The 17,738-nt window shown below is 70.1% G+C and carries 18 protein-coding genes; 11 read left to right on the top strand and 7 right to left on the bottom strand.

The annotated features are described in order from the left end of the window. Window positions 1-9: 9 nt before the first annotated feature. The 5 genes from ACQPXG_RS36860 to ACQPXG_RS36840 form a co-directional block, all read right to left on the bottom strand. Window positions 10-657: a TetR/AcrR family transcriptional regulator gene (locus ACQPXG_RS36860; RefSeq protein ID WP_433463763.1), complete on the bottom strand. Its 648-nt coding sequence runs from the start codon at window positions 655-657 to the stop codon at window positions 10-12. Window positions 658-755: 98 nt separating this feature from the next. Beyond that, complete coding sequence (locus tag ACQPXG_RS36855; protein ID WP_433463762.1) at window positions 756-1,526, bottom strand: NAD-dependent epimerase/dehydratase family protein; 771 nt, start codon at window positions 1,524-1,526, stop codon at window positions 756-758. Continuing rightward, window positions 1,526-2,230 (bottom strand): TetR/AcrR family transcriptional regulator, encoded by a 705-nt coding sequence (locus tag ACQPXG_RS36850; RefSeq protein WP_433463761.1) that lies wholly within the window; start codon window positions 2,228-2,230, stop codon window positions 1,526-1,528. The genes ACQPXG_RS36855 and ACQPXG_RS36850 overlap by 1 nt, the downstream gene beginning before the upstream one ends. A 60-nt stretch (window positions 2,231-2,290) precedes the next feature. Beyond that, window positions 2,291-3,070 carry a lytic transglycosylase domain-containing protein gene (locus ACQPXG_RS36845; RefSeq protein ID WP_433463760.1) on the bottom strand — a complete coding sequence of 260 codons (780 nt, stop codon included), beginning with the start codon at window positions 3,068-3,070 and terminating at the stop codon, window positions 2,291-2,293. Window positions 3,071-3,265: 195 nt separating this feature from the next. Continuing rightward, complete coding sequence (locus tag ACQPXG_RS36840; protein ID WP_433463759.1) at window positions 3,266-3,844, bottom strand: MarR family winged helix-turn-helix transcriptional regulator; 579 nt, start codon at window positions 3,842-3,844, stop codon at window positions 3,266-3,268. Between the two features lie 285 nt (window positions 3,845-4,129). Between ACQPXG_RS36840 and ACQPXG_RS36835 the strand changes: the two genes are divergently transcribed. Genes ACQPXG_RS36835 through ACQPXG_RS36795 form a run of 9 tightly spaced genes read left to right on the top strand, consistent with a single transcriptional unit; the run spans window position 4,130 to window position 13,371 of the window. Beyond that, window positions 4,130-4,933, top strand: a complete 804-nt coding sequence (locus ACQPXG_RS36835) for an MlaE family ABC transporter permease (RefSeq protein ID WP_433463758.1) — start codon at window positions 4,130-4,132, stop codon at window positions 4,931-4,933. Beyond that, the gene (locus tag ACQPXG_RS36830; protein ID WP_433463757.1) at window positions 4,933-5,787 is read left to right on the top strand and encodes an ABC transporter permease; all 855 of its coding nucleotides are present in this window, start codon (window positions 4,933-4,935) and stop codon (window positions 5,785-5,787) included. The genes ACQPXG_RS36835 and ACQPXG_RS36830 overlap by 1 nt, the downstream gene beginning before the upstream one ends. Then, window positions 5,784-6,887, top strand: coding sequence for an MlaD family protein (locus ACQPXG_RS36825; RefSeq protein ID WP_433463756.1), 1,104 nt, complete (start codon window positions 5,784-5,786; stop codon window positions 6,885-6,887). The genes ACQPXG_RS36830 and ACQPXG_RS36825 overlap by 4 nt, the downstream gene beginning before the upstream one ends. Further along, window positions 6,884-7,963 (top strand): MCE family protein, encoded by a 1,080-nt coding sequence (locus ACQPXG_RS36820; RefSeq protein WP_433463755.1) that lies wholly within the window; start codon window positions 6,884-6,886, stop codon window positions 7,961-7,963. The genes ACQPXG_RS36825 and ACQPXG_RS36820 overlap by 4 nt, the downstream gene beginning before the upstream one ends. Then, window positions 7,963-8,985, top strand: a complete 1,023-nt coding sequence (locus ACQPXG_RS36815) for an MCE family protein (protein ID WP_433463754.1) — start codon at window positions 7,963-7,965, stop codon at window positions 8,983-8,985. The genes ACQPXG_RS36820 and ACQPXG_RS36815 overlap by 1 nt, the downstream gene beginning before the upstream one ends. Beyond that, window positions 8,985-10,013: an MCE family protein gene (locus ACQPXG_RS36810; protein ID WP_433463753.1), complete on the top strand. Its 1,029-nt coding sequence runs from the start codon at window positions 8,985-8,987 to the stop codon at window positions 10,011-10,013. The genes ACQPXG_RS36815 and ACQPXG_RS36810 overlap by 1 nt, the downstream gene beginning before the upstream one ends. Continuing rightward, entirely contained in the window at window positions 10,013-11,083 is a 1,071-nt protein-coding gene (locus ACQPXG_RS36805; RefSeq protein WP_433463752.1) for an MCE family protein, read from the top strand. Before ACQPXG_RS36810 ends, ACQPXG_RS36805 begins: the two co-directional genes overlap by 1 nt. Beyond that, complete coding sequence (locus tag ACQPXG_RS36800; protein WP_433463751.1) at window positions 11,080-12,375, top strand: MCE family protein; 1,296 nt, start codon at window positions 11,080-11,082, stop codon at window positions 12,373-12,375. Before ACQPXG_RS36805 ends, ACQPXG_RS36800 begins: the two co-directional genes overlap by 4 nt. A 24-nt stretch (window positions 12,376-12,399) precedes the next feature. Continuing rightward, window positions 12,400-13,371 (top strand): hypothetical protein, encoded by a 972-nt coding sequence (locus ACQPXG_RS36795; RefSeq protein ID WP_433463750.1) that lies wholly within the window; start codon window positions 12,400-12,402, stop codon window positions 13,369-13,371. 6 nt (window positions 13,372-13,377) lie between these two features. On the opposite strand, the gene rpsD is transcribed toward ACQPXG_RS36795, so the two are convergent. Further along, window positions 13,378-13,983, bottom strand: coding sequence for a 30S ribosomal protein S4 (gene rpsD / locus ACQPXG_RS36790; protein ID WP_433463749.1), 606 nt, complete (start codon window positions 13,981-13,983; stop codon window positions 13,378-13,380). Window positions 13,984-14,046: 63 nt separating this feature from the next. Between rpsD and ACQPXG_RS36785 the strand changes: the two genes are divergently transcribed. Together ACQPXG_RS36785 and ACQPXG_RS36780 are read left to right on the top strand one after the other, a co-directional pair. Continuing rightward, window positions 14,047-14,832 carry a DUF2470 domain-containing protein gene (locus ACQPXG_RS36785; RefSeq protein ID WP_433463748.1) on the top strand — a complete coding sequence of 262 codons (786 nt, stop codon included), beginning with the start codon at window positions 14,047-14,049 and terminating at the stop codon, window positions 14,830-14,832. Window positions 14,833-15,297: 465 nt separating this feature from the next. After that, window positions 15,298-16,479 carry a trans-sulfuration enzyme family protein gene (locus tag ACQPXG_RS36780; protein ID WP_433463747.1) on the top strand — a complete coding sequence of 394 codons (1,182 nt, stop codon included), beginning with the start codon at window positions 15,298-15,300 and terminating at the stop codon, window positions 16,477-16,479. A gap of 5 nt (window positions 16,480-16,484) precedes the next feature. On the opposite strand, the gene ACQPXG_RS36775 is transcribed toward ACQPXG_RS36780, so the two are convergent. Beyond that, on the bottom strand, window positions 16,485-17,693 hold the full coding sequence (locus ACQPXG_RS36775; protein ID WP_433463746.1) for a DUF5925 domain-containing protein: 1,209 nt from the start codon (window positions 17,691-17,693) through the stop codon (window positions 16,485-16,487). Window positions 17,694-17,738: the final 45 nt, after the last annotated feature.

The raw sequence follows: 17,738 nt of genomic DNA, 5'->3' as shown, positions 1-17,738 counted from the left end.
CCGCGCGGGTCACTTGCCGGGGGCGAACATCGGGCGGAAGCCCGCGAGGAGCTGCCGGATCACCGGGCGCTGCTCGGCCGGGGTGCGGCCGCGCAGGTCGTGGATCGGGTCGAGGCCGTCGTAGTAGGGGGCGAGCGCGAGGAAGGGCAGGATCATCATCAGCCAGGTGGCGAGGACTTCGAGGTCGGCGTCCTCGCGGATGCCGCCCTGCGCCTTCCACACCTCCAGCGTCGGGTGGATGACCTGCAGGTAGTGCTGGTTGGCGGTGTCGCGGACGACGGACCGGACGCTGTTGTCGAGCTCGAAGTTCGTGGCCGCGGTGACGCCGCGCTCCAGCGGGTGGTCGGCCATGTACTCGGTCCAGTCGCACAGGACGTCGAACAGCCACTCGTCGATGCTCTGGTCGAAGTCGATCCGTTCGATGCGGCGTTCCATCTCCTCGCGGATGCGGCGGGACGTCTCGTCGCACACGAACGCGAAGAACTCCAGCTTGTCGCTGAAGTACTGGAAGAGCGAGCCCTTGGCGATCCCGGCCTCGCGCGCGATGGTGTTCAGGCTGCCCGTCGAGTACCCGTGTTCCCCGAACTCGCGCATCGCCACTTCGAGCACCCGCTCACGTTTGGCGACGTTGAGGCGGAACCAGGTCGACGTCGGCATGGACCCCTTCGACTTTCCGTCAGGAACCGGTAACCAGAACGTCAGGATAACGGTCCATCGAGTCCCGTGTGACCCAAAACATCACCCGCGCCCGCCGTTCAGCCCAGGTAGGGGAGCGTGAACTCGGCGGACGCGAAATCGCCGCCCTGTGGCACGCCGTCCCTGACAAAAGTGTCCGGGATGTCGTAGGACGCCGCATCGTCGCGCGGTTCGTAGCCCAGCCGCGCATCGAGTTCCCAGAAGCGGCGCGCGTTGGCGGACACCGCGTAGGCGGCGAGGAACCCCGGCGACGGCACGGTCAGCGCGGCAAGGACGAACCCCGCGCAGTCGCGGTGGCTCAGCCAGGTGGCGAGGTGCCGGGGCTCGGAAGGATGCAGTTCGAGGCTGCCGATGCGCAGGCACACCACGTCCAGGCCGAACTTGTCGGCGTAGAGGCGGCCGAGGGCCTCGACGGCGACCTTACTCACCCCGTACAGGCCGTCCGGCCGCGGTGGCATGGCGGGCGACACGGTCTCGGTGGACGGGTAGCAGCCGGTCAGCCGGTTGCTGCTGGCGAGCACGACGCGCGGGACGCCGGTGACCCGCGCGGCCTCCAGGACGCGCTGGGTTCCGAGGATGTTGCCCTCGACCAGGTCGGGGAACCGCGCCTCGTCCGGCACCCCGGCCAGATGGACGATCGCGTCCGCGCCCTCGACGATCCGGGCCGGGTCCGAGAGGTCCGTACGGTGGACGACCTCGTTCGGCGCCTCCACGTGCAGCGGCGCGCGGTCGGCGAGCACGAGCCGTTCCGCCTCGTCGCGCAGCGGCGTCCGCAGCGCGGTGCCGACCCGTCCGGCCGCGCCGGTCAGCACGACCGTCCCGAGTGCCATCAGCGGGCCAGGCGGATCAGGATGCGGCACACCTCGTCGATGATCTCCGCGGACTCCGCCTCGTTCTCCGCGGTGGCGATCTCCCGTCCGGCCTCGCCGATCACCGTGGTGAGCACGAGGCTCAGCACCTGCTCCGGGCGTCCGGCGGGCTCCCCGGCGGACGAGCCGCGCAGCAGCTTGGTGTTCTGCGCGATCCAGTGCTGGGCGCGGCTGCGGCGCATCAGCGACGACCCGGACGGGCCCTCGCCGGCGAGGAACAGCCGGGCCGCCTCCCGCCGCTCCCAGCACACCCGCAGATAGGCGCGGGCGCCCGCGATGAACAGCGCGATCGGGTCGGACTCGCCGTCCTTGCGCGCGGCGGACACGGCCTGCGCGGCGCTCGCCTCCTGCTCGGCGGTGAGCTCCTCCCAGAGCGCCACGTACAGTCCGGCCTTGCCGCCGTAGTGGTGGTAAAGGCTGCCGACGCTGATGCCGGAGCGCTCGACGATCTCGGCGATGCCCGCGTCGGCGTAGCCACGGTCGGCGAAGACCCGCAGAGCCGCGGTCAGCAGCGCCTGCCGGGTCGCGTCGGCGCGTGCCCATTGGCGGCCCTCGCCGTTGCCCCGCGACGCGGGACGGCTCCCGGCGCCCTCCTCCGGAGCGCCTTCGGCGCGGTCCCCGCCCTCACCCGCGCCGTTCGCCTGGCGCGCCCTGCTCGTCCGCATGCCTCCATGGTGCCAGTTCGGGGGCGCCGGGACCCGGCGGCGGCGCGAGTCCGGCGGGGCTCAGTACCAGTTGTGGGCCTGCCACCAGTCCCACGCGCCGCACGGGTCCTTGTAGCGGGCCTTGATGTAGCCGAGGCCCCACGCGATCTGGGTGGGGGAGCTCGTGCGCCAGTCGGCCCCGGCGCTCGCCAGCTTGGAGCCGGGCAGCGCCTGCGGGATGCCGTAGGCGCCGCTGCCCGGGTTCTCGGCCCGCTCGTTCCAGCCGCTCTCGTGGTTCCACAGCGTCAGCAGGGACGGCCAGCAGCGGTCCCATCCCTTGAGCGCGTTCATCTTCTTGCCGTACGCCTTGTTCTGCCCGGCGCTCGGGTTCAGCTTGGCGAGCCGCTCCTTCTCCTGCTCCGCCTTCAGCTTCGCCCGCGCCGCCGCGTCCCGTTTGGCCTTCTCCTTGAGCCGCTTCAGCTCGCGCTGGTGCTCCTCGTAGGCCCGCTTCTTGGCGTTCGCGATGACGTCGGCCGCCACCTTGTCCATGTCGGACGCCGAGGTCAGCTTGGTGAGCATGTCGTTGGTGGACAGGCCGGCGGAGGCGGCCTTCGGCGGCTTGGTCCCGCCGTCCACGAAGCTGCCGAGGTCGACCACCGTCAGCGCCGCGCCCAGCACCCCGATCGCCGCGACAGTGATGGTGACGTTGCTGGTGAGCGCCCGCCGCACCCGCCGCTTCCCGCGCGGGGAGCGGGGCTCCTCCGCCGCGTACGGTTCGCGGGGGTCGTCCGGCCCGTACGGGCCGGACCCGTACGGATCCGGGCCGCCGTGCGCCTCGGGCGCCGTCCTCGGTGGCGGCACCCGTCCGGAGCGGGTGTTCTGCCTGGTGGCGCCGCGTTTCGAGGAGCGACGACCTCGCGCGCCCCCCGGAGCGCCGTCGGCCTTTTCACTGGGACGTCTGCGAGTGCCGTGACTCTGTGGCATAGGAGAAGACTGCCTTATCGCCCGGGTGTCGTGTCGTCGAAGAGCAGATACGTGGACCGTAGGGTACGCGGTTCACCCATCGCGGCGGGACCGTCTCCGTCCCGCACCCGGGTTCAGCAGTTCCACATCGCCGGCGGCGAGGCGCGCCGGTTGGAGCGCCTCGAAGAGGTCGCGGTGCATCCCGTCGAACACCTCCAGGGCGCCGCCCGGCGACTCCAGCGCCAGGCTCACCTCGTTGGCCCGCTCGCGTCCCGCGGCGGTGATCTCGACGAGCGTGGCGCGCCGGTCGCGGGGGTGCCGGGCGCGGCTGACGAGCCCGGCCGCCTCCAGCTGGTCCACGGTGAGCTTCACCGTCGTCGGGTGCATCATCAGGATCCGGCCGAGCGTGCTCAGCCGCGCCCGCCCGTGGACGGTCAGCGCGAGGGTGGTCAGCAGGAAGTACCCCGTCCGGGTGAGGTCCAGCCGCTTCAGCTCGATGTCCAGGGCCTTCTTGAGCAGCTGGTTGAGCCGCCCGACCGAGCAGATCGCCAGGAACGGCCAGGGATCGCCGCGCAGCCCCTGGCCCTCCCACCGGTCCCGCACGCCCATGACCAGCGGGTCCACGCCGTCGTCCATGTCCTCGTCTACGCCTCGTCGCGCCTTCGTCTGCACCGGCTGATCGTAGCTTCGGACAAAACCAGATGTAAGTACTCGCTTCTTAGACCTTCTTCCAATAGAGTGCCTCAAATCACAGGCGGTGCCCGTGTGCTCTGAAGGGTGCGCGGAGCCGGATGTGGTAGCCGGTCTCGGCCGAGACCGCGGTGGCGCGCAAGGAGCACGACAAGGGCGCCGCCGTGGCACGACGGGATCCGGAGTTTCGGATGGGCGCCGACGTCCGAGCACTAAGGAGGCTGGAGTGAACCTTCACCAACCCCCCTTGGGGGAGGTCACCGGCTGATGGCCCTGAGCCTGACGAAGGCCCCGGACCTGGCACGCAGACGCGTCGAGCGGGCGCTCGACGAGACCGGACTGCTGTGCGTGACCCTTCTCGAAGGGCTGCGCCGCACCTGGGACCTGCGCCAGTGGTGGGGCGAGTTCATCGAGCAGTGCTGGTTCCTCGCGCGGGTGACCAGCGTGCCGGTCATGCTCATCGCGGTGCCGCTCGGCGCGACCATCTCCCTCCAGGTGGGCGACATCGCCCGGCAGCTCGGCGCGCAGTCGGGGACCGGCGCGCTGCTGACCGCGGCGATGATCCAGCAGGTGGCGCCGCTGGCGGCCGCGCTGCTGGTCTCCGGCGTCGGCGGCTCGGCCATCACCGCGGACATGGGGGCCCGCAACATCCGCGACGAACTCGCGGCGATGGAGGTCATGGGCATCAACCCGATCCACCGCCTGGTCACCCCCAGGCTGTGGGCGGCGAGCATGGTGTCCGGGCTGCTGTGCTCGGTGGTGATCCTGGCGGGCGTCATCGGCGGCTACTACTTCAACGTCATCCAGCAGGGCGTCAGCCCCGGCGCGTTCTTCGACGGCGCCACCGCCCTGCTGCAGTTCTCGGACCTGGTGATCACCCTGTTCAAGGCGTGGGTGTTCGGGTTCATCGCCGCCGCGGTCGCCTGCTACATGGGCATGAACTGCGACTTCGGGCCGGTCGGCGTCGGCCGCGCGGTCAACCGGGCGGTGGTGGTCACCTCGATCGTGGTGTTCGCGACGAACTACATCCTCACCATGATCTACCAGGTCCTCTTCCCCCCGAGGTTCTGATGGTCGCCATTTCTCCCGTCCGCAAGCTGGGCCGTGCCGTCAAGGGCCGGACCGCGGGCCTCGCCGCGTCGGCCGACCTGCCGGTGTTCCTCGGCCGGGTCCTCTACCACCTCTTCGTCGACATCATCCTGCGCCGCAAGTACGGCAAGACGCTCGCCAAGCAGGTCAGCGACATCACCGTCGGCGTCGGCGCGCTGGTCATCGGCGGCGGCATGATCTTCGTCATCGCGACGATGTCGCTCGCCACCGGCGCGATGGTCGGCCTGCAGGGCTACCCCGGGCTGGAGCGCATCGGCGCGGAGGCGTTCACCGGGCTGGTCGCGAGCTACTCCAACGTCCGCGAGGTCACCCCGATCATCGCGGGCGTCGCGCTGGTCGCGCAGGTCGGCACCGGGTTCACCGCGGAGATCGGCGCGATGCGGATCTCCGAGGAGATCGACGCGCTGGAGGTCATGGGCATCAACTCGCTGGCCTACCTGGTGTGCACCCGGGTCGCGGCCGGCGTGATCGCACTGGTGCCGCTGTACCTGGTGTCGCTGTTCATGGCGTTCTTCGCCACCAGGTTCATCACGATCCAGTACTTCGGGCTTTCGCCCGGCATCTACGACTACTACTTTCACCTCTACCTGCCGCCGATCGACGTGTTCTACAGCGTCATCAAGGTCGCCGTGTTCGCGTTCATCATCATGTTCATCCACTGCTACCGCGGCTACTACGCGGCGGGCGGACCGGTCGGCGTCGGCGTGGCCGCGGGCCGCGCGATCCGGGAGTCGACCATCCTGATGATCCTCATGAACCTGGTCCTGTCGTACATCTTCTGGGGCCACGGCAGCACAGTGAAGTTGACCGGATGAGCGACGAGACGCTCTCCAGCCGCTCCCGGACGCTCTTCGGGCTGGCCGGCGCGGCCGTGATCACCGCCGCGGCGGCGTTCGTCGCGATCGGCTCGACGCCGTCCCACGCGGGCTCCACCTACTTCAACGCGACGTTCGGGCGGGCCGGGCAGGGGCTGGACCCGGGCAAGTCCGAGGTGAAGATCCGCGGCATCGCGGTCGGCGACGTCGACCGCATCAGGCTGGACGACAGCGGCCGGGTCACCGTCCGGTTCCGGATCGACAAGGGTGTCAAGATCGCCGACACCGCGGCCGCGACGGTCGAGCCGGTCTCGGTGTTCGGCCCGAAGGACCTCGCCCTCGACCTCGGCTCGCACGAACTGACCGGCCCCTACCTGAAGGACGGCGGGAAGATCGCGAAGACGCACGACCCGCAGGAACTGTCCGACACGGCGTGGCCCACCTACCGGCTCACCAAGGCGATCAACCCCGACGACGTGGCGACGATCCTGCACACGTTCGGTTCCGGCCTCTCCGGGCAGGGACCCGCGCTCCGCCGGACGATCGACAACGGCGCGATCGTCGTGGACGCGACCTACCGGGACCGGGCGGCGATCCAGTCGCTGCTGAACGACATCAACGGCCTGTCGGGAACGTTCGCGTCCCGCGGCGACACCATCACCCGGTTCGCCGGCGACTTCAACCGGCTCGCGCAGGTGATCAACGAGCGTCCCGACAAGGTCACCCAGCTGCTGGACGAGTCCAGCCGGCTCGGCGAGACGGTCGGCACCAACCTGCAGCAGCACGGCCGCAACCTCGGCAAGATCATCGACACGGGCGGCGATGTCGTGCACGTGCTGAACGGCCAGCGCCGCAACATCCCGGTGCTGCTGGACAGCCTGAACGGCTTCTTCGGCCTGCTGTCGCAGATCATCCGCGTCCCGGGGCCGTCGGGCACGCTGATCGCCCAGGCCCGCGACGACCTCCCGCTGGACATCTGCCAGATCTTCATCGACATCTGCCCGTCCACGCCGCAGGCCACGGCGTTCGACCTGCAACTCCCCGGCAAGACGGGCGGGCAGCGCAAGCGGGGCGGCGCGGCGACGGGAACGCGGCCGTGAGCCCGCGGATGCGCGGCAAGGCCGCGCGCGGGCCCGAGTACTCCACGATCCTCAAGTTCCTGGTGTTCGTGGTGCTGACCGGGATGCTCACGTTCTACATCGGCCAGCAGATCCTCGGCACCAGCTTCGACGCCCGCTACAAGCTGACCGCCACCTTCGACGACGTCACCGGCCTGCTGGAGGGCGACGCCGTGAAGGTCGCCGGGACGCCCGTCGGCCAGGTCAAGAGCATCAAGGTGGTGCGCGGCAAGGCCGTGGTCGGCATGGCGGTCGACAAGGACGTCCGCGTCCCGTCCGACTCCACCGCCGCGATCCGCTGGCGCAACGTGATGGGGCAGCGGGTCGTCTACCTGGAGCCGGGAACGAGCCAGGGCAGGCTCGGCGACGGCGACCGCGTCCCGCACACGAGGTCGGTCGTGGACCTCGGCGACATCGTCAACAGCCTCGGCCCGCTGACCCGCAACCTGGACCCGAACCAGCTCAACAAGATCCTCTTCGCCTTCTCCCAGGCGCTGGACGGCAACGAGCAGAACATCTCGGTGCTGACCGACAACCTGGACATGCTGCTCCAGACCTTCGCGGCCCGGAAGAACACGATCAAGGGGATGATCGACGACTACGAGACGGTGAGCGACGCGATCGCCACCCGGGACCGGCAGATCGCCGCCAGCATCGACAACCTCGAATCGCTCACCAAGGTGTTCGCGGGCAACCGCAAACTGCTGGAGAACGCGGTCGTGGAGATCTCCGGGGTCACCACCAACCTCAACCAGGTGCTCGGCGGCAACGACGCGCAGCTCGCCCGCATCATCGACAACCTCGGCAGGTTCAGCGAGACGTTCCGGCTGAACGTCGACCAGCTGGAGAAGATGGTGCGGCAGCTCCCGCTGACGCTCCGGCAGCTGTTCGCGTCCGCGAACGGCGGCCACTACCTGCGCACCGACGCGCTCTGCCTGAACATCGTGCAGGGTCCGTGCCCGTTCCCGATGTCGCTGCCGAAGTCCCCCGGCGCGGGTTCGCCCAGCAAGGACGACCTCACCAAGCTGAAGAAGATGCTGCTGGGGGGTGGCGGCTGATGGCGCTGAAGTCCCTGCGGGACGTCAACCACAAGATCGTCGCGATCGTCACCCTGACCGCGCTCGCCGCCGGCTGCGTGTTCGCGTTCGCCATCGGCCAGCTGCACCTGCTCGACCGCGGCTACACGATGAGCGGCGAGTTCAGCGACGCCGCCGGGCTCAAGAAGGGCCAGGACGTGCGGGTCGCGGGCGTGAAGTCGGGCCGGATCACCGGGGTCGAGCCGGACTTCCGGCACGGCAGGATCATCGTCACCTGGCACGTGAACGCCGGGATCGACCTCGGCCCGAAGACCCGCGCCGAGATCCAGACGACGACGCTGCTCGGCGGCCGGTACCTGCGGCTGTCCGGCCCCGTCTCCAAGCCCTACCTGGCGGACGTGCCGGAGTCCCGGCGGCGGATCCCGCTGTCGCGCACCAGCGTCCCGTTCACCGTGCCGGACGCCCTGGAGGGCGCGCAGAACATCGTCGGCAAGCTCGACCAGAAGAGCATCGACAAGCTGCTCACCGAGGTCAACAAGATCAAGTCTCCCGGCGCGGCGAAGCTGCACCGGATCCTGGTCAACATCCAGGACCTGTCCCGGATGCTGAACGACTCCTACCCGGAGATCCAGCGGCTGATCGAGAACAGCAAGACGATCACCGGCACGCTGGCCGGCAAGGACGAGGAACTCCGCCAGATCATCAACGCCAGCCAGGTGCTGCTGCAGTCGCTCGTCCGGCGCCGCAACGAGCTCGCCGCGACGATCGGGCAGGGCAACCGCACCGTCCGGACGCTGTCCAACGTGATCTCCAAGAACCAGAAGGAGCTCGACACGCTCCTGGACAACCTGCACCTGCTCACGACACGGCTCGCGCCCAACATGGACGCGCTGAACACCGACTTCTCGCTGCTCGGCCCGACGTTCCAGCAGGTCGCCAACCTGAAGGGCAACGGCGCCTGGATCGAGGGCCTGCTCACCGGGCTCGGCCCGCTGCAGCCGCCCGGCCCCATCTCCACGCGGCGGCCGCAGGGAGGCAACTGATGAGCAGAGGGAAGGGCATCGCCGTCGCGCTCGTCCTCGCCGTGACCGCGTCGCTCGGCGGCTGCTCGCTCGCCCCGTCCGCGAGCGGCGACCGCACCATGGTCGTCTACGTCCCGAAGGCCCGATCCTTCTACGAGAAGTCGAAGGTCAAGGTCATGGGCGCCGACGTGGGCCTGGTCGACAAGGTCGAGAACCAGGGCGACCGGGTCAAGGTGACGTTCCACCTGCGCCGGGACGTCCCGCTGCCGAAGGGCGTGCAGGCGTCGATCGTCCCGCTGAACCTGATCGGCGAGCGCAACCTCGTCCTGCATCCGGCGTGGAAGCCGGGCGAGGCCAAGGAGACCTCGGACGTCATCCCGATCGAGCGCACCCACGTGCCCGTCGAGGTGGACGACGCGCTCAGCTCGTTCACCAACCTCGCGAACGCGCTCGACCCGACCAAGATGCAGAACGCGCTCGGCACCGCCGCCGACACCGTCCAGGGCAACGGCAAGGAGTTCAACGCCACCCTGGAACAGAGCGCCCGGCTCGTCGAGAACGTCGCCGGCCAGGACAAGGAACTGATCGAGGTCGCGCAGAACCTCAGCCGGCTCGCCGGCGTCGTGCGCGGACGCGAGCAGGTCCTCGGCACGGTGATCCGCGACTTCGGCACGGCCAGCCAGGTGCTCAGCTCCGAGCGCGGCGAGCTGCAGCAGCTGATCGGCGGCATCCTGGAGCTGTCCAAGAACGGCGACAAGCTCCTGCAGAAGTACAAGGGGAAGCTGCCGTACGACCTGGCCGTCCTCACCCGGACGGCGCTCGTCCTCAAGGGCAACGCCAAGGAGCTGGCGCAGCTGATCCGCGTGCTGCCCGGCATCAGCGACGCGCTCATCGGCGGCTTCAACCCGAAGAACAAGTCGCTGCAGATCCGGTTCGCCTCGGACGCGTTCCTGCGCACCTGGCTCAAGGGCCTGATGAACAGCGACGAGGTCGACTGCCCGCTGCCCGCGCCCAACTCCAACTGTCCCTGGCAGAACGGAGGCAACTGATGAGCAGGAAGGTGCTGATGCTCATCGTCGCCATGGCGCTGGCCGTCTCGGGCTGCTCCTACAAGACGGCGGGCGCGCCCAAGGGCGACCTGAAGCTCACCGCCACGTTCGACGACGCGCAGGGCCTCGTCGCCGGCCACAGCGTGAAGATGTCCGACATCACGATCGGCACCGTCACCAAGGTCGAGCTCGCCGGCTACAAGGCGAAGGCGACGCTGTCCATCAAGGACGGCATCAAGATCCCGAAGGGGACGCGGGCCGAGATCAAGGTGACGTCGCTGCTCGGCGAGAACTACGTGGACCTGCAGATGCCGCCGGGCGCGAGCATGGACCGCGGCCCCTTCTACGCCACCGGCGCCGCGATCACCGACACCAGCGTCCAGCCCGCGTTCGAGCAGGTCGTCGGGCAGGCCGGCCCGCTCATCCAGGCGCTCGCCGGGGACGACGTCGCCACGGTCGTCAACGCCGGGGCCACCGCCCTGGACGGTCAAGGGCAGAAGCTCAACAAGACGATCGCGCAGGCCGGCGAGCTGCTCAGGATGTTCGCCGAGCAGCGCCGCGAGCTGGGCGAGTCCGTCGACCGGTTCGCGAAGCTCGGCCGGTCGCTCGCCAACGGCAGCGACGCGCTTAGTCAGCTGCCGGGGCAGCTCGAACGCACCACCCGGCTGCTGAACCAGGACAAATACAAGATCATCAAGACGGTCGACCGGCTCACCATGATGGCCCGCGAGCTGAACGACAAGGTGCTGGAGGGGCGCATCCTGCGGTTCCGCGCGCTGCTGCGCGACCTCGACCCCGTCCTGCAGCAGCTCGGCGGCGACCGCAAGCGCCTCACCGCTCTGGTGAACGGGCTGGTCACCTTCACCGACAAGCTCCCGCGGGCCAGCTACGACGGCCAGCTGCTGCTCTACCCGATCGTCCGCCTCGTCTGGCCGGACGGGACGCCGATCTTCCCCGGCCTCAGCGAGAGCCCGAAGAAGAAGCAGAAATCCGCCCGGTCGCCAGAGATCCCGAAGCAGCTCCAAGGCGCGCTGCCGGACCTCGACAAGATCTTGGAGCCGCGCGGATGAACAAGCGACTGACGATCAACCTGGTGGCCTTCGGCGTGCTCGCCGCGGTCATGGTCCTGTGGGCGTTCAACAACGTCATCCGGTTCGACTTCATCGACCGGCCGTACCACATCACCGCGGAGTTCGAGTCCTCGCCCGGTCTGCACCCGAACTTCGAGGTCGACTATCTCGGCCTGCGGGTCGGCAAGATCGACTCGGTGCGGCTGGAGAAGGACCGAGTCGTCGTCAAGCTGGACATGGACCGCGGCGTCAAGATCCCGCAGGGCGTCACCGCGGCCGCTGCCCGCAAGTCCGCGGTCGGCGAGCCGGTGGTCGAGCTGACCCCCGGCCCCGGCAGGTCGGACGCCCCGCCGATGAAGCCCGGCACCGTCATCCCGGTGTCGCAGACCAAGGTCCCGCCCAAGTACGGCGACCTGTTCGGCGCGGTCATCGACACCCTCAAGGCGATCAACCCCGACGACGCCAAGGTGCTCACCCACGAACTGGCCGAGGGCTGGGCCGGACGCGAGGACTCGCTCCGGCAGATCATCAACGGCAGCGACGACCTGACCCAGACGTTCGCGCAGAACACCGAACTCCTCGACGGCCTGACCAAGGACCTCGGCCGCATCACCCACGTGCTGAACCAGAACCGCGGGTCGCTCGGCGCCGGCATCGACAACCTCGCCGCGCTCACCGCGGCGCTCAGCCAGGTCCGCGGGCAGATCGCGGAGCTGCGCGACCGGGGCCCCGACCTGCTGAACACGGTCAACGGCCTGCTGGACAAGACCGCCCCCGACTTCGGCTGCGCCGTGGACATGCTCGGCACTCTGGGCGTGTCGACCTACGACCCGAACTACCTGTACGACCTGAACCGGACGCTCGCGCTGGCGCCGCGCCTGAAGGTCGTCCTGGACAACGTGATCGGGACCGACCAGGGCAAGCCCGTCCTGAACGTGGTCTTCCAGGTCACGACGAAGAAGCTCGCGGCGCTGGAGTACAAGTACCCGCTCGCGCAACCGCAGGTGAACAAGGTCCCGACCTGCCCCGGCGGGCGGACCCCGGCGGTGACCAAGCAGAAGACCTACAAGGCCAAGAACCCGGGCGAGACGATCCCGACCCACGATCCCGCGCTCGACCGGCCGAACGTGCAGGCGAAGAACGCCGCGAACAACAGCGGCTCTTCTGGCGGGCCCCCGGTTTGGCTAGTGTACGTTCCCCCGGTCATCGCCCTGCTGGTGCTGATCAGGGTCATGATGGGCTCGGTGCCCGTGGTGTCCCGCCTGACCCGACGACGTCGGGGCAAGGACTGACCCCAATCCCGAGGAGTGCCCGAAGTGACAGCCAAGACCACCAGGGACGAGGTCGACGAGGTCGAGGCGGTCCCGGCCGAGGAGGAGGCGGCGGCCGAGGAGACCGAGGCCGCGGAGCGGCCGGCGAAGCCCAGGCGCAAGCGCCGGGTGCGGGTCATCGAGGTCATCGACGACGAGGACCTCGACGAGGTCCTGGAGGCGCTCGACGCCGAGGACGAGGAGGAGGAGGAGCCCCCGGCGCGTCCGGCCAAGGCCGCGAAGCCGGCGGCCAAGCCCGCCGCCACGAAGGCGAAGCCGCGTCCCACCCGGCTCGAACCTCCGGAGGAGGAGGCCGAGGAGGAGGAGCCGAAGAAGGCCCCGACCCGCGCCAAGGTCGCCGTGCAGGCGGACGGGCAGGCGGGGCTCTTCGGTCTCAGCGTGGTGCAGACGGTCGTGATCGTCGTCCTGGTCGCTCTGCTGGCGAGCCTGGCCATATGGAAGTGGACGAGCGCGAGCTCCCTGACGTCCAAGCAGGACGAGAGGGCGGCCGTGGGCAAGGTCGCCTCCGCCTACGGCGACGTCGCGCTCAACTACAACGCGCAGAACTACCAGACGCAGATGGACAAGGCGCAGAAGCTCATGGGCGGCGACCTCCTGGACAGCTTCAAGAACACCACGCTGCCCAGCCTCGGCGAGACGTTCAAGAGCAACCCCGAGCTGTCGCTGACGTCCAAGACGAACCAGGTGTTCGTGGGCGGCGTGGACGGCAGGTTCGCCACGGCCGTCGTCATGGTCGACATCGACGTCAGGACGAAGGACGGCGCGACCTCGGCGCCCGCGACGCTGCTCCGGCTGGCCCTCGCCAAGATCGACGGCAAGTGGAAGGTCACCAAGCAGTACGCGTCGGGGACCAACGACCAGAACCAGAACCAGCAGCAGAGCCAGCTCCCGACCGTGCCGAGCGGCGGCACGTCCAAGTCGCCGAAGGCGGAGACGAGCGGCAAGCCGAAGAACTGACCCGCCTTAACGGGAGTAGTGCTCGACGACGAGCTGCTCGTCGCAGATGACGGGGATCTCGCTTCGCTCGGGGAGGCGGGCGAGCCGGGCCGCGAGGGCGTCGTGCCGGACGTCGAGATAGGGCGGGACGTTCTCGGCGTGCCCGCCGGCGGCGGCGACCTGGAAGGGGACCATCGAGCGGCTCCGTTCGGCGACCGTGATCACGTCGCCGGGACGCAGCCGGTACGACGGCCGGTCCACGCGGCGGCCGTTCACCAGGACGTGCCGGTGGACGACGAACTGCCGGGCCTGGTAGATCGTCCGGGCGAAGCCGGCGCGCAGGACGAGCGCGTCCAGCCGGCGTTCGAGGTCTACGAGCAGGGCCTCGCCGGTCTTGCAGCCCGCCCTGCCGGCCTTGGCGAAGGCGTTGCGGAGCTGCGCCTCGCGGATGTTGTACTGCGCGCGGAGCCGCTGCTTCTCGCGGAGCCGGATCTTGTAGTCGGTCTCCTGCTTGCGGGCCCGGCCGTGCACGCCGGGCGGGTAGGGGCGGGCCTCGAAGTACTTCACGCACTTCGGCGTCAACGGAATCCCGAGCGCCCGCGAAAGCCGCACTTTGGGACGGGGGTTGTTCATCCTGCTCCCTGATGGTTAGGTATGCCTAAGTTAGGTAAGCCTAACCTGCTACGTCAAGGAGGCATGGTGCCGCGAGCGGAGACCACGCAGAGCACGCAGACCGCGGAGGGACCGACGCCGGGGGAACGGGCGCGGACCCTCGCCTACGGCATCGCGGACGGTGTGCTCGTCGCCCCGGGTGTTCCCTACGCGCCCGTCCCGGCGCACACGACCGACCGCGACGGCAGGCCGTTGCTGCTCGTCCGCGCGGACGCGCCGATCGTGACGGCGCTGGCCGGTGAGGACGGCGTGCCCGCCACGCTCCGGATCTCCGACGTCGCGCCGGTGCCGCTGCCGGACCGCGTCCGGGGACGGGCCTGGCTGCACGGCTGGCTGAGCGAGATGCCGGACGGGGAACTGCGCGCCGCCGCGCTCCGGCTTTCGCACGCGCACCCGCGCCCGGAACTGCTCGACCTCGGCGCCGAGCGGGACGGCGAACGCGAGTGGACGGTCCTCGCGCTCGAAATCGCGCAGGTCGAGGTCGACGACGCGTGGGGGAGCGCCACCCTCGAACCCGAGGAGTACGCCGCCGCCGCGCCCGACCCGTTCGTGGCCGTCGAGGCGGGTATCCTCACGCATCTGGACGCGTCTCACCGGGGCGAGTTGCCGCGGCTGCTGCCCGAGTCCGTCCCGGGCGGGCCGGTCCGGCCGCTCGCGCTCGACCGGTACGGAATGTGGCTGCGCTGCTCCGCACCGTCGGCGGACGGGCCCGCGTCGTTCGATGTGCGGCTCGGTTTCGCAGAGCCTGTCAGTGATCTCCACGGTCTCCGGTGCGTGTACCGGCGGCTGTTCGCCCGGGCCACCCCGTAGTACGTACGCCTACGAACACGGAGAAATCCGGCAATTTGCCGGTGGTCTCCCGGATACCGGGAACGGGCCCCGCCGGGTGATGCTCGGGTCTCCGGTCGAGGGACGCCGATCGTCACCCCGTCCGGGACGACCCCGGTCGCCGGTTCGCCCTCGCGGGGTGGGTGAGCAGGCGACGGGACCGTACCGGGCGGCCCAGGGAACGGAGGCGCCCCCGGCCGGGCCGGTTCCCGGAACGGAGCGCCAGCGGAGTGGAGGGGGCCGGCCTGGCCCCGTTCTTCCCGGGGGGTGTGGGGGGTCGTCCCCCCACAGGGGACCGGGCCGGCTCTGCCGGGGATGTGGGGGCGTTCCCACCGGAGACCGGGGCCGGTGGTCCGGCGCCGCGGAGCACGATGGCGGGGGCGTGGTCCGGGCCACTGGTCGGAATTGGCCGTTTCCGCCGTCCCGATCCCGCAGCAGGCTGGGGACATGACCGGACACGATCCCCAGACCCGAGCCGTCCACCCGCCCGTGATCACGCCAGCGGGCAGCCGCCCGCTCGGCGTCCCGATCTACCAGGGCCACCTGTTCTCGTTCGACGCGGCCGACGACCTCGCCGCCGCGTTCCGGGGCCCGGACGAGGCGTTCTTCTACGCCCGGATGGGCAACCCGACCGTCCGCTCGCTCGAACGCCTGCTCACCGAGCTGGAGGGCGGCGCCGGCGCGCTCGCCACCGCGTCCGGCATGGGCGCCGTCAACACCGTGTTGATGGGGCTGCTCCAGAGCGGCGACCACGTCATCGCGCAGACCGCCCTCTACGGCGGCACCTACGCGCTGCTCCAGGACCTCGCCGCACGATGGGGCGTCGATGTCACCTTCGTCTCCGGCGACGACCCGGCCGAGGTGCGCGAGGCGCTGCGCCCCACCACCCGGCTCCTCTACCTGGAGACGGTCGCCAACCCCACCACGCACGTGACCGACCTTCCCGCGTTCACCGAGGCCGTCCGCGGGGCGGGCGTGCTCACCGTCGTCGACAACACCTTCGTGCCGCTCCTCTGCAAGCCCATCGAGCATGGCGCCGACATCGTCATCCACTCGATGACGAAGTACATCGCCGGGCACGGCGACGTCATCGGCGGCGCCATCGTCTTCGCCGACTCATCCGTGCACCAGCGCGTCTGGGAGCACGCCACCGAACTGGGTGCCACCGCCGACCCGTTCGCCGCCTGGCTGACCGTGCGCGGCTTCGCGACGATGCCGATGCGGGTGGCCCGGCAGAGCGCGTCCGCCCTGGACATCGCCGGGCGCCTTGCCGCGCACCCGTCCGTCGCTCGCGTCCACTACCCGGGGCTGCCCGGCCACCCGCAACACGAGGTCGCCGAGCGCCTCCTGCCGGACGGCGCCGGCGGCGTCCTCGCCTTCGAACTGACCGGCGGCCGCGAAGCGGGCCGCACGTTCTCCGAGGCGGTCGACCTCATCTCCCTGGGCCCGTCCCTCGGCGCCATCGCGACGCTGGTGATGCACCCGGCGAGCACGTCGCACCGGCAGATGGACGCGGCCTCCCTCGCCGCGGCCGGCATCGGTGAGGGAACCGTGCGCCTCGCCGTCGGCCTCGAACACCCCGACGACCTCTGGCAGGACATCGACCAGGCCCTGCGGAAGGCGACCTGATCCGCTCAGAGGTAGAAGCCGGTCGCGGTGGTCGAACCCTCCTGGGTCTCGGGGCGCTTCTCGCCCTTGCGGAGGGCGGCCAGCTCGGCGAGCGTCGCGCCGTCGGCGCCGATCTCGGCGGGCTGGACGTCCGTGCCGTCCAGCCAGGACAGCGACTCGGCGCGGGTGAGGCGGCCGACCTCGATCTGGGCCAGGCAGCGGCCGGGGCGGACGACCGCCGGGTGGAGCATGGCGAGGTCTTCGTTGGTGGTGATGGCCACCAGCACGTCCCGGCCCTGGCCGAGCATGCCGTCGGTGAGGTTGAGCAGGCGCGACAGGCCCTGGCCCGTCGACTGCTTGGCCTCGCCGCGGATCAGCTCGTCGCAGTCCTCCAGGATGAGCAGCCGCCAGCGGCGGTTCTCGTCCTCGTCGTCGCCGACCGCGACCTCCATGAGGTAGCTCGGCGTGCCGAACAGCGCCTCGGGGTCGAGGACGCAGTCGGCCTGGCACCAGTCGTTCCAGGAGCGGGCGAGGGCGCGCAGCGCGGTGGTCTTGCCGGTGCCGGGCGGCCCGTGCAGGAGCAGCAGCCGGCCCGCGACCTCCTCGCGGGTCAGGCTCATGACCTGGTCGAGCGCCTCGGCGACCGGCGCGGTGTAGTTGCGGCGGATGTCGTCCCAGGAGTCGGCCGTGATCGCGCGCTCGCTGCGGACGGGGCCGTGCGTCCCCATGTGCCAGAAGCCCATCTCGACGCTGGTCTCGTCCACCTTGGGCGGCTCGGTCGCGTCCTTCACCGACGCTTCGAGGACGGTCTCGGCGAGCTCGTCGGTGATGGCGGACACGGCGACGTAGGCGACGCCGCTCTTCCAGCGGTTCGTCAGCAGCGTCCAGCCGTCGCCCTCGGCCAGCACCGACTCCTTGCCCTTCTCGTGCGCGACCCGCACGAGCCGGGCGTCGTCCGGGCGCAGCGGGGCCTCCGACCGGACGTTCTCCAGCCGCGTCGACCGCGACCAGGGCTGCTTGCCGGACGCGAACGGACGCAGCGACAGCACGTCCATCACGTCGGCCGGCGAGTTGTTGTCGCTTAGGTTGAAGACCACGGGCAGCGTGGAGTCAGGCCCGGGCTCCATGACGTTCCGGGGGGTGTGGGGGGTCGTCCCCTCACCAAGATCCGCGACGTTCTCCCGGGGCTCGATGAGATGCAAGACCTCCTGCGGCCTCTCCTGCGACATGGTCATGACATCGATGATCACGCCATTCGGCGGAGCGCGTCCACCGAATTA

This window comes from Spirillospora sp. CA-128828 (assembly GCF_050945415.1).
Classification (GTDB): Bacteria; Actinomycetota; Actinomycetes; order Streptosporangiales; family Streptosporangiaceae; genus Spirillospora.
Note: the sequence above shows the minus strand (reverse complement) of the source record. Positions and strands in the feature narration are given on the sequence as shown.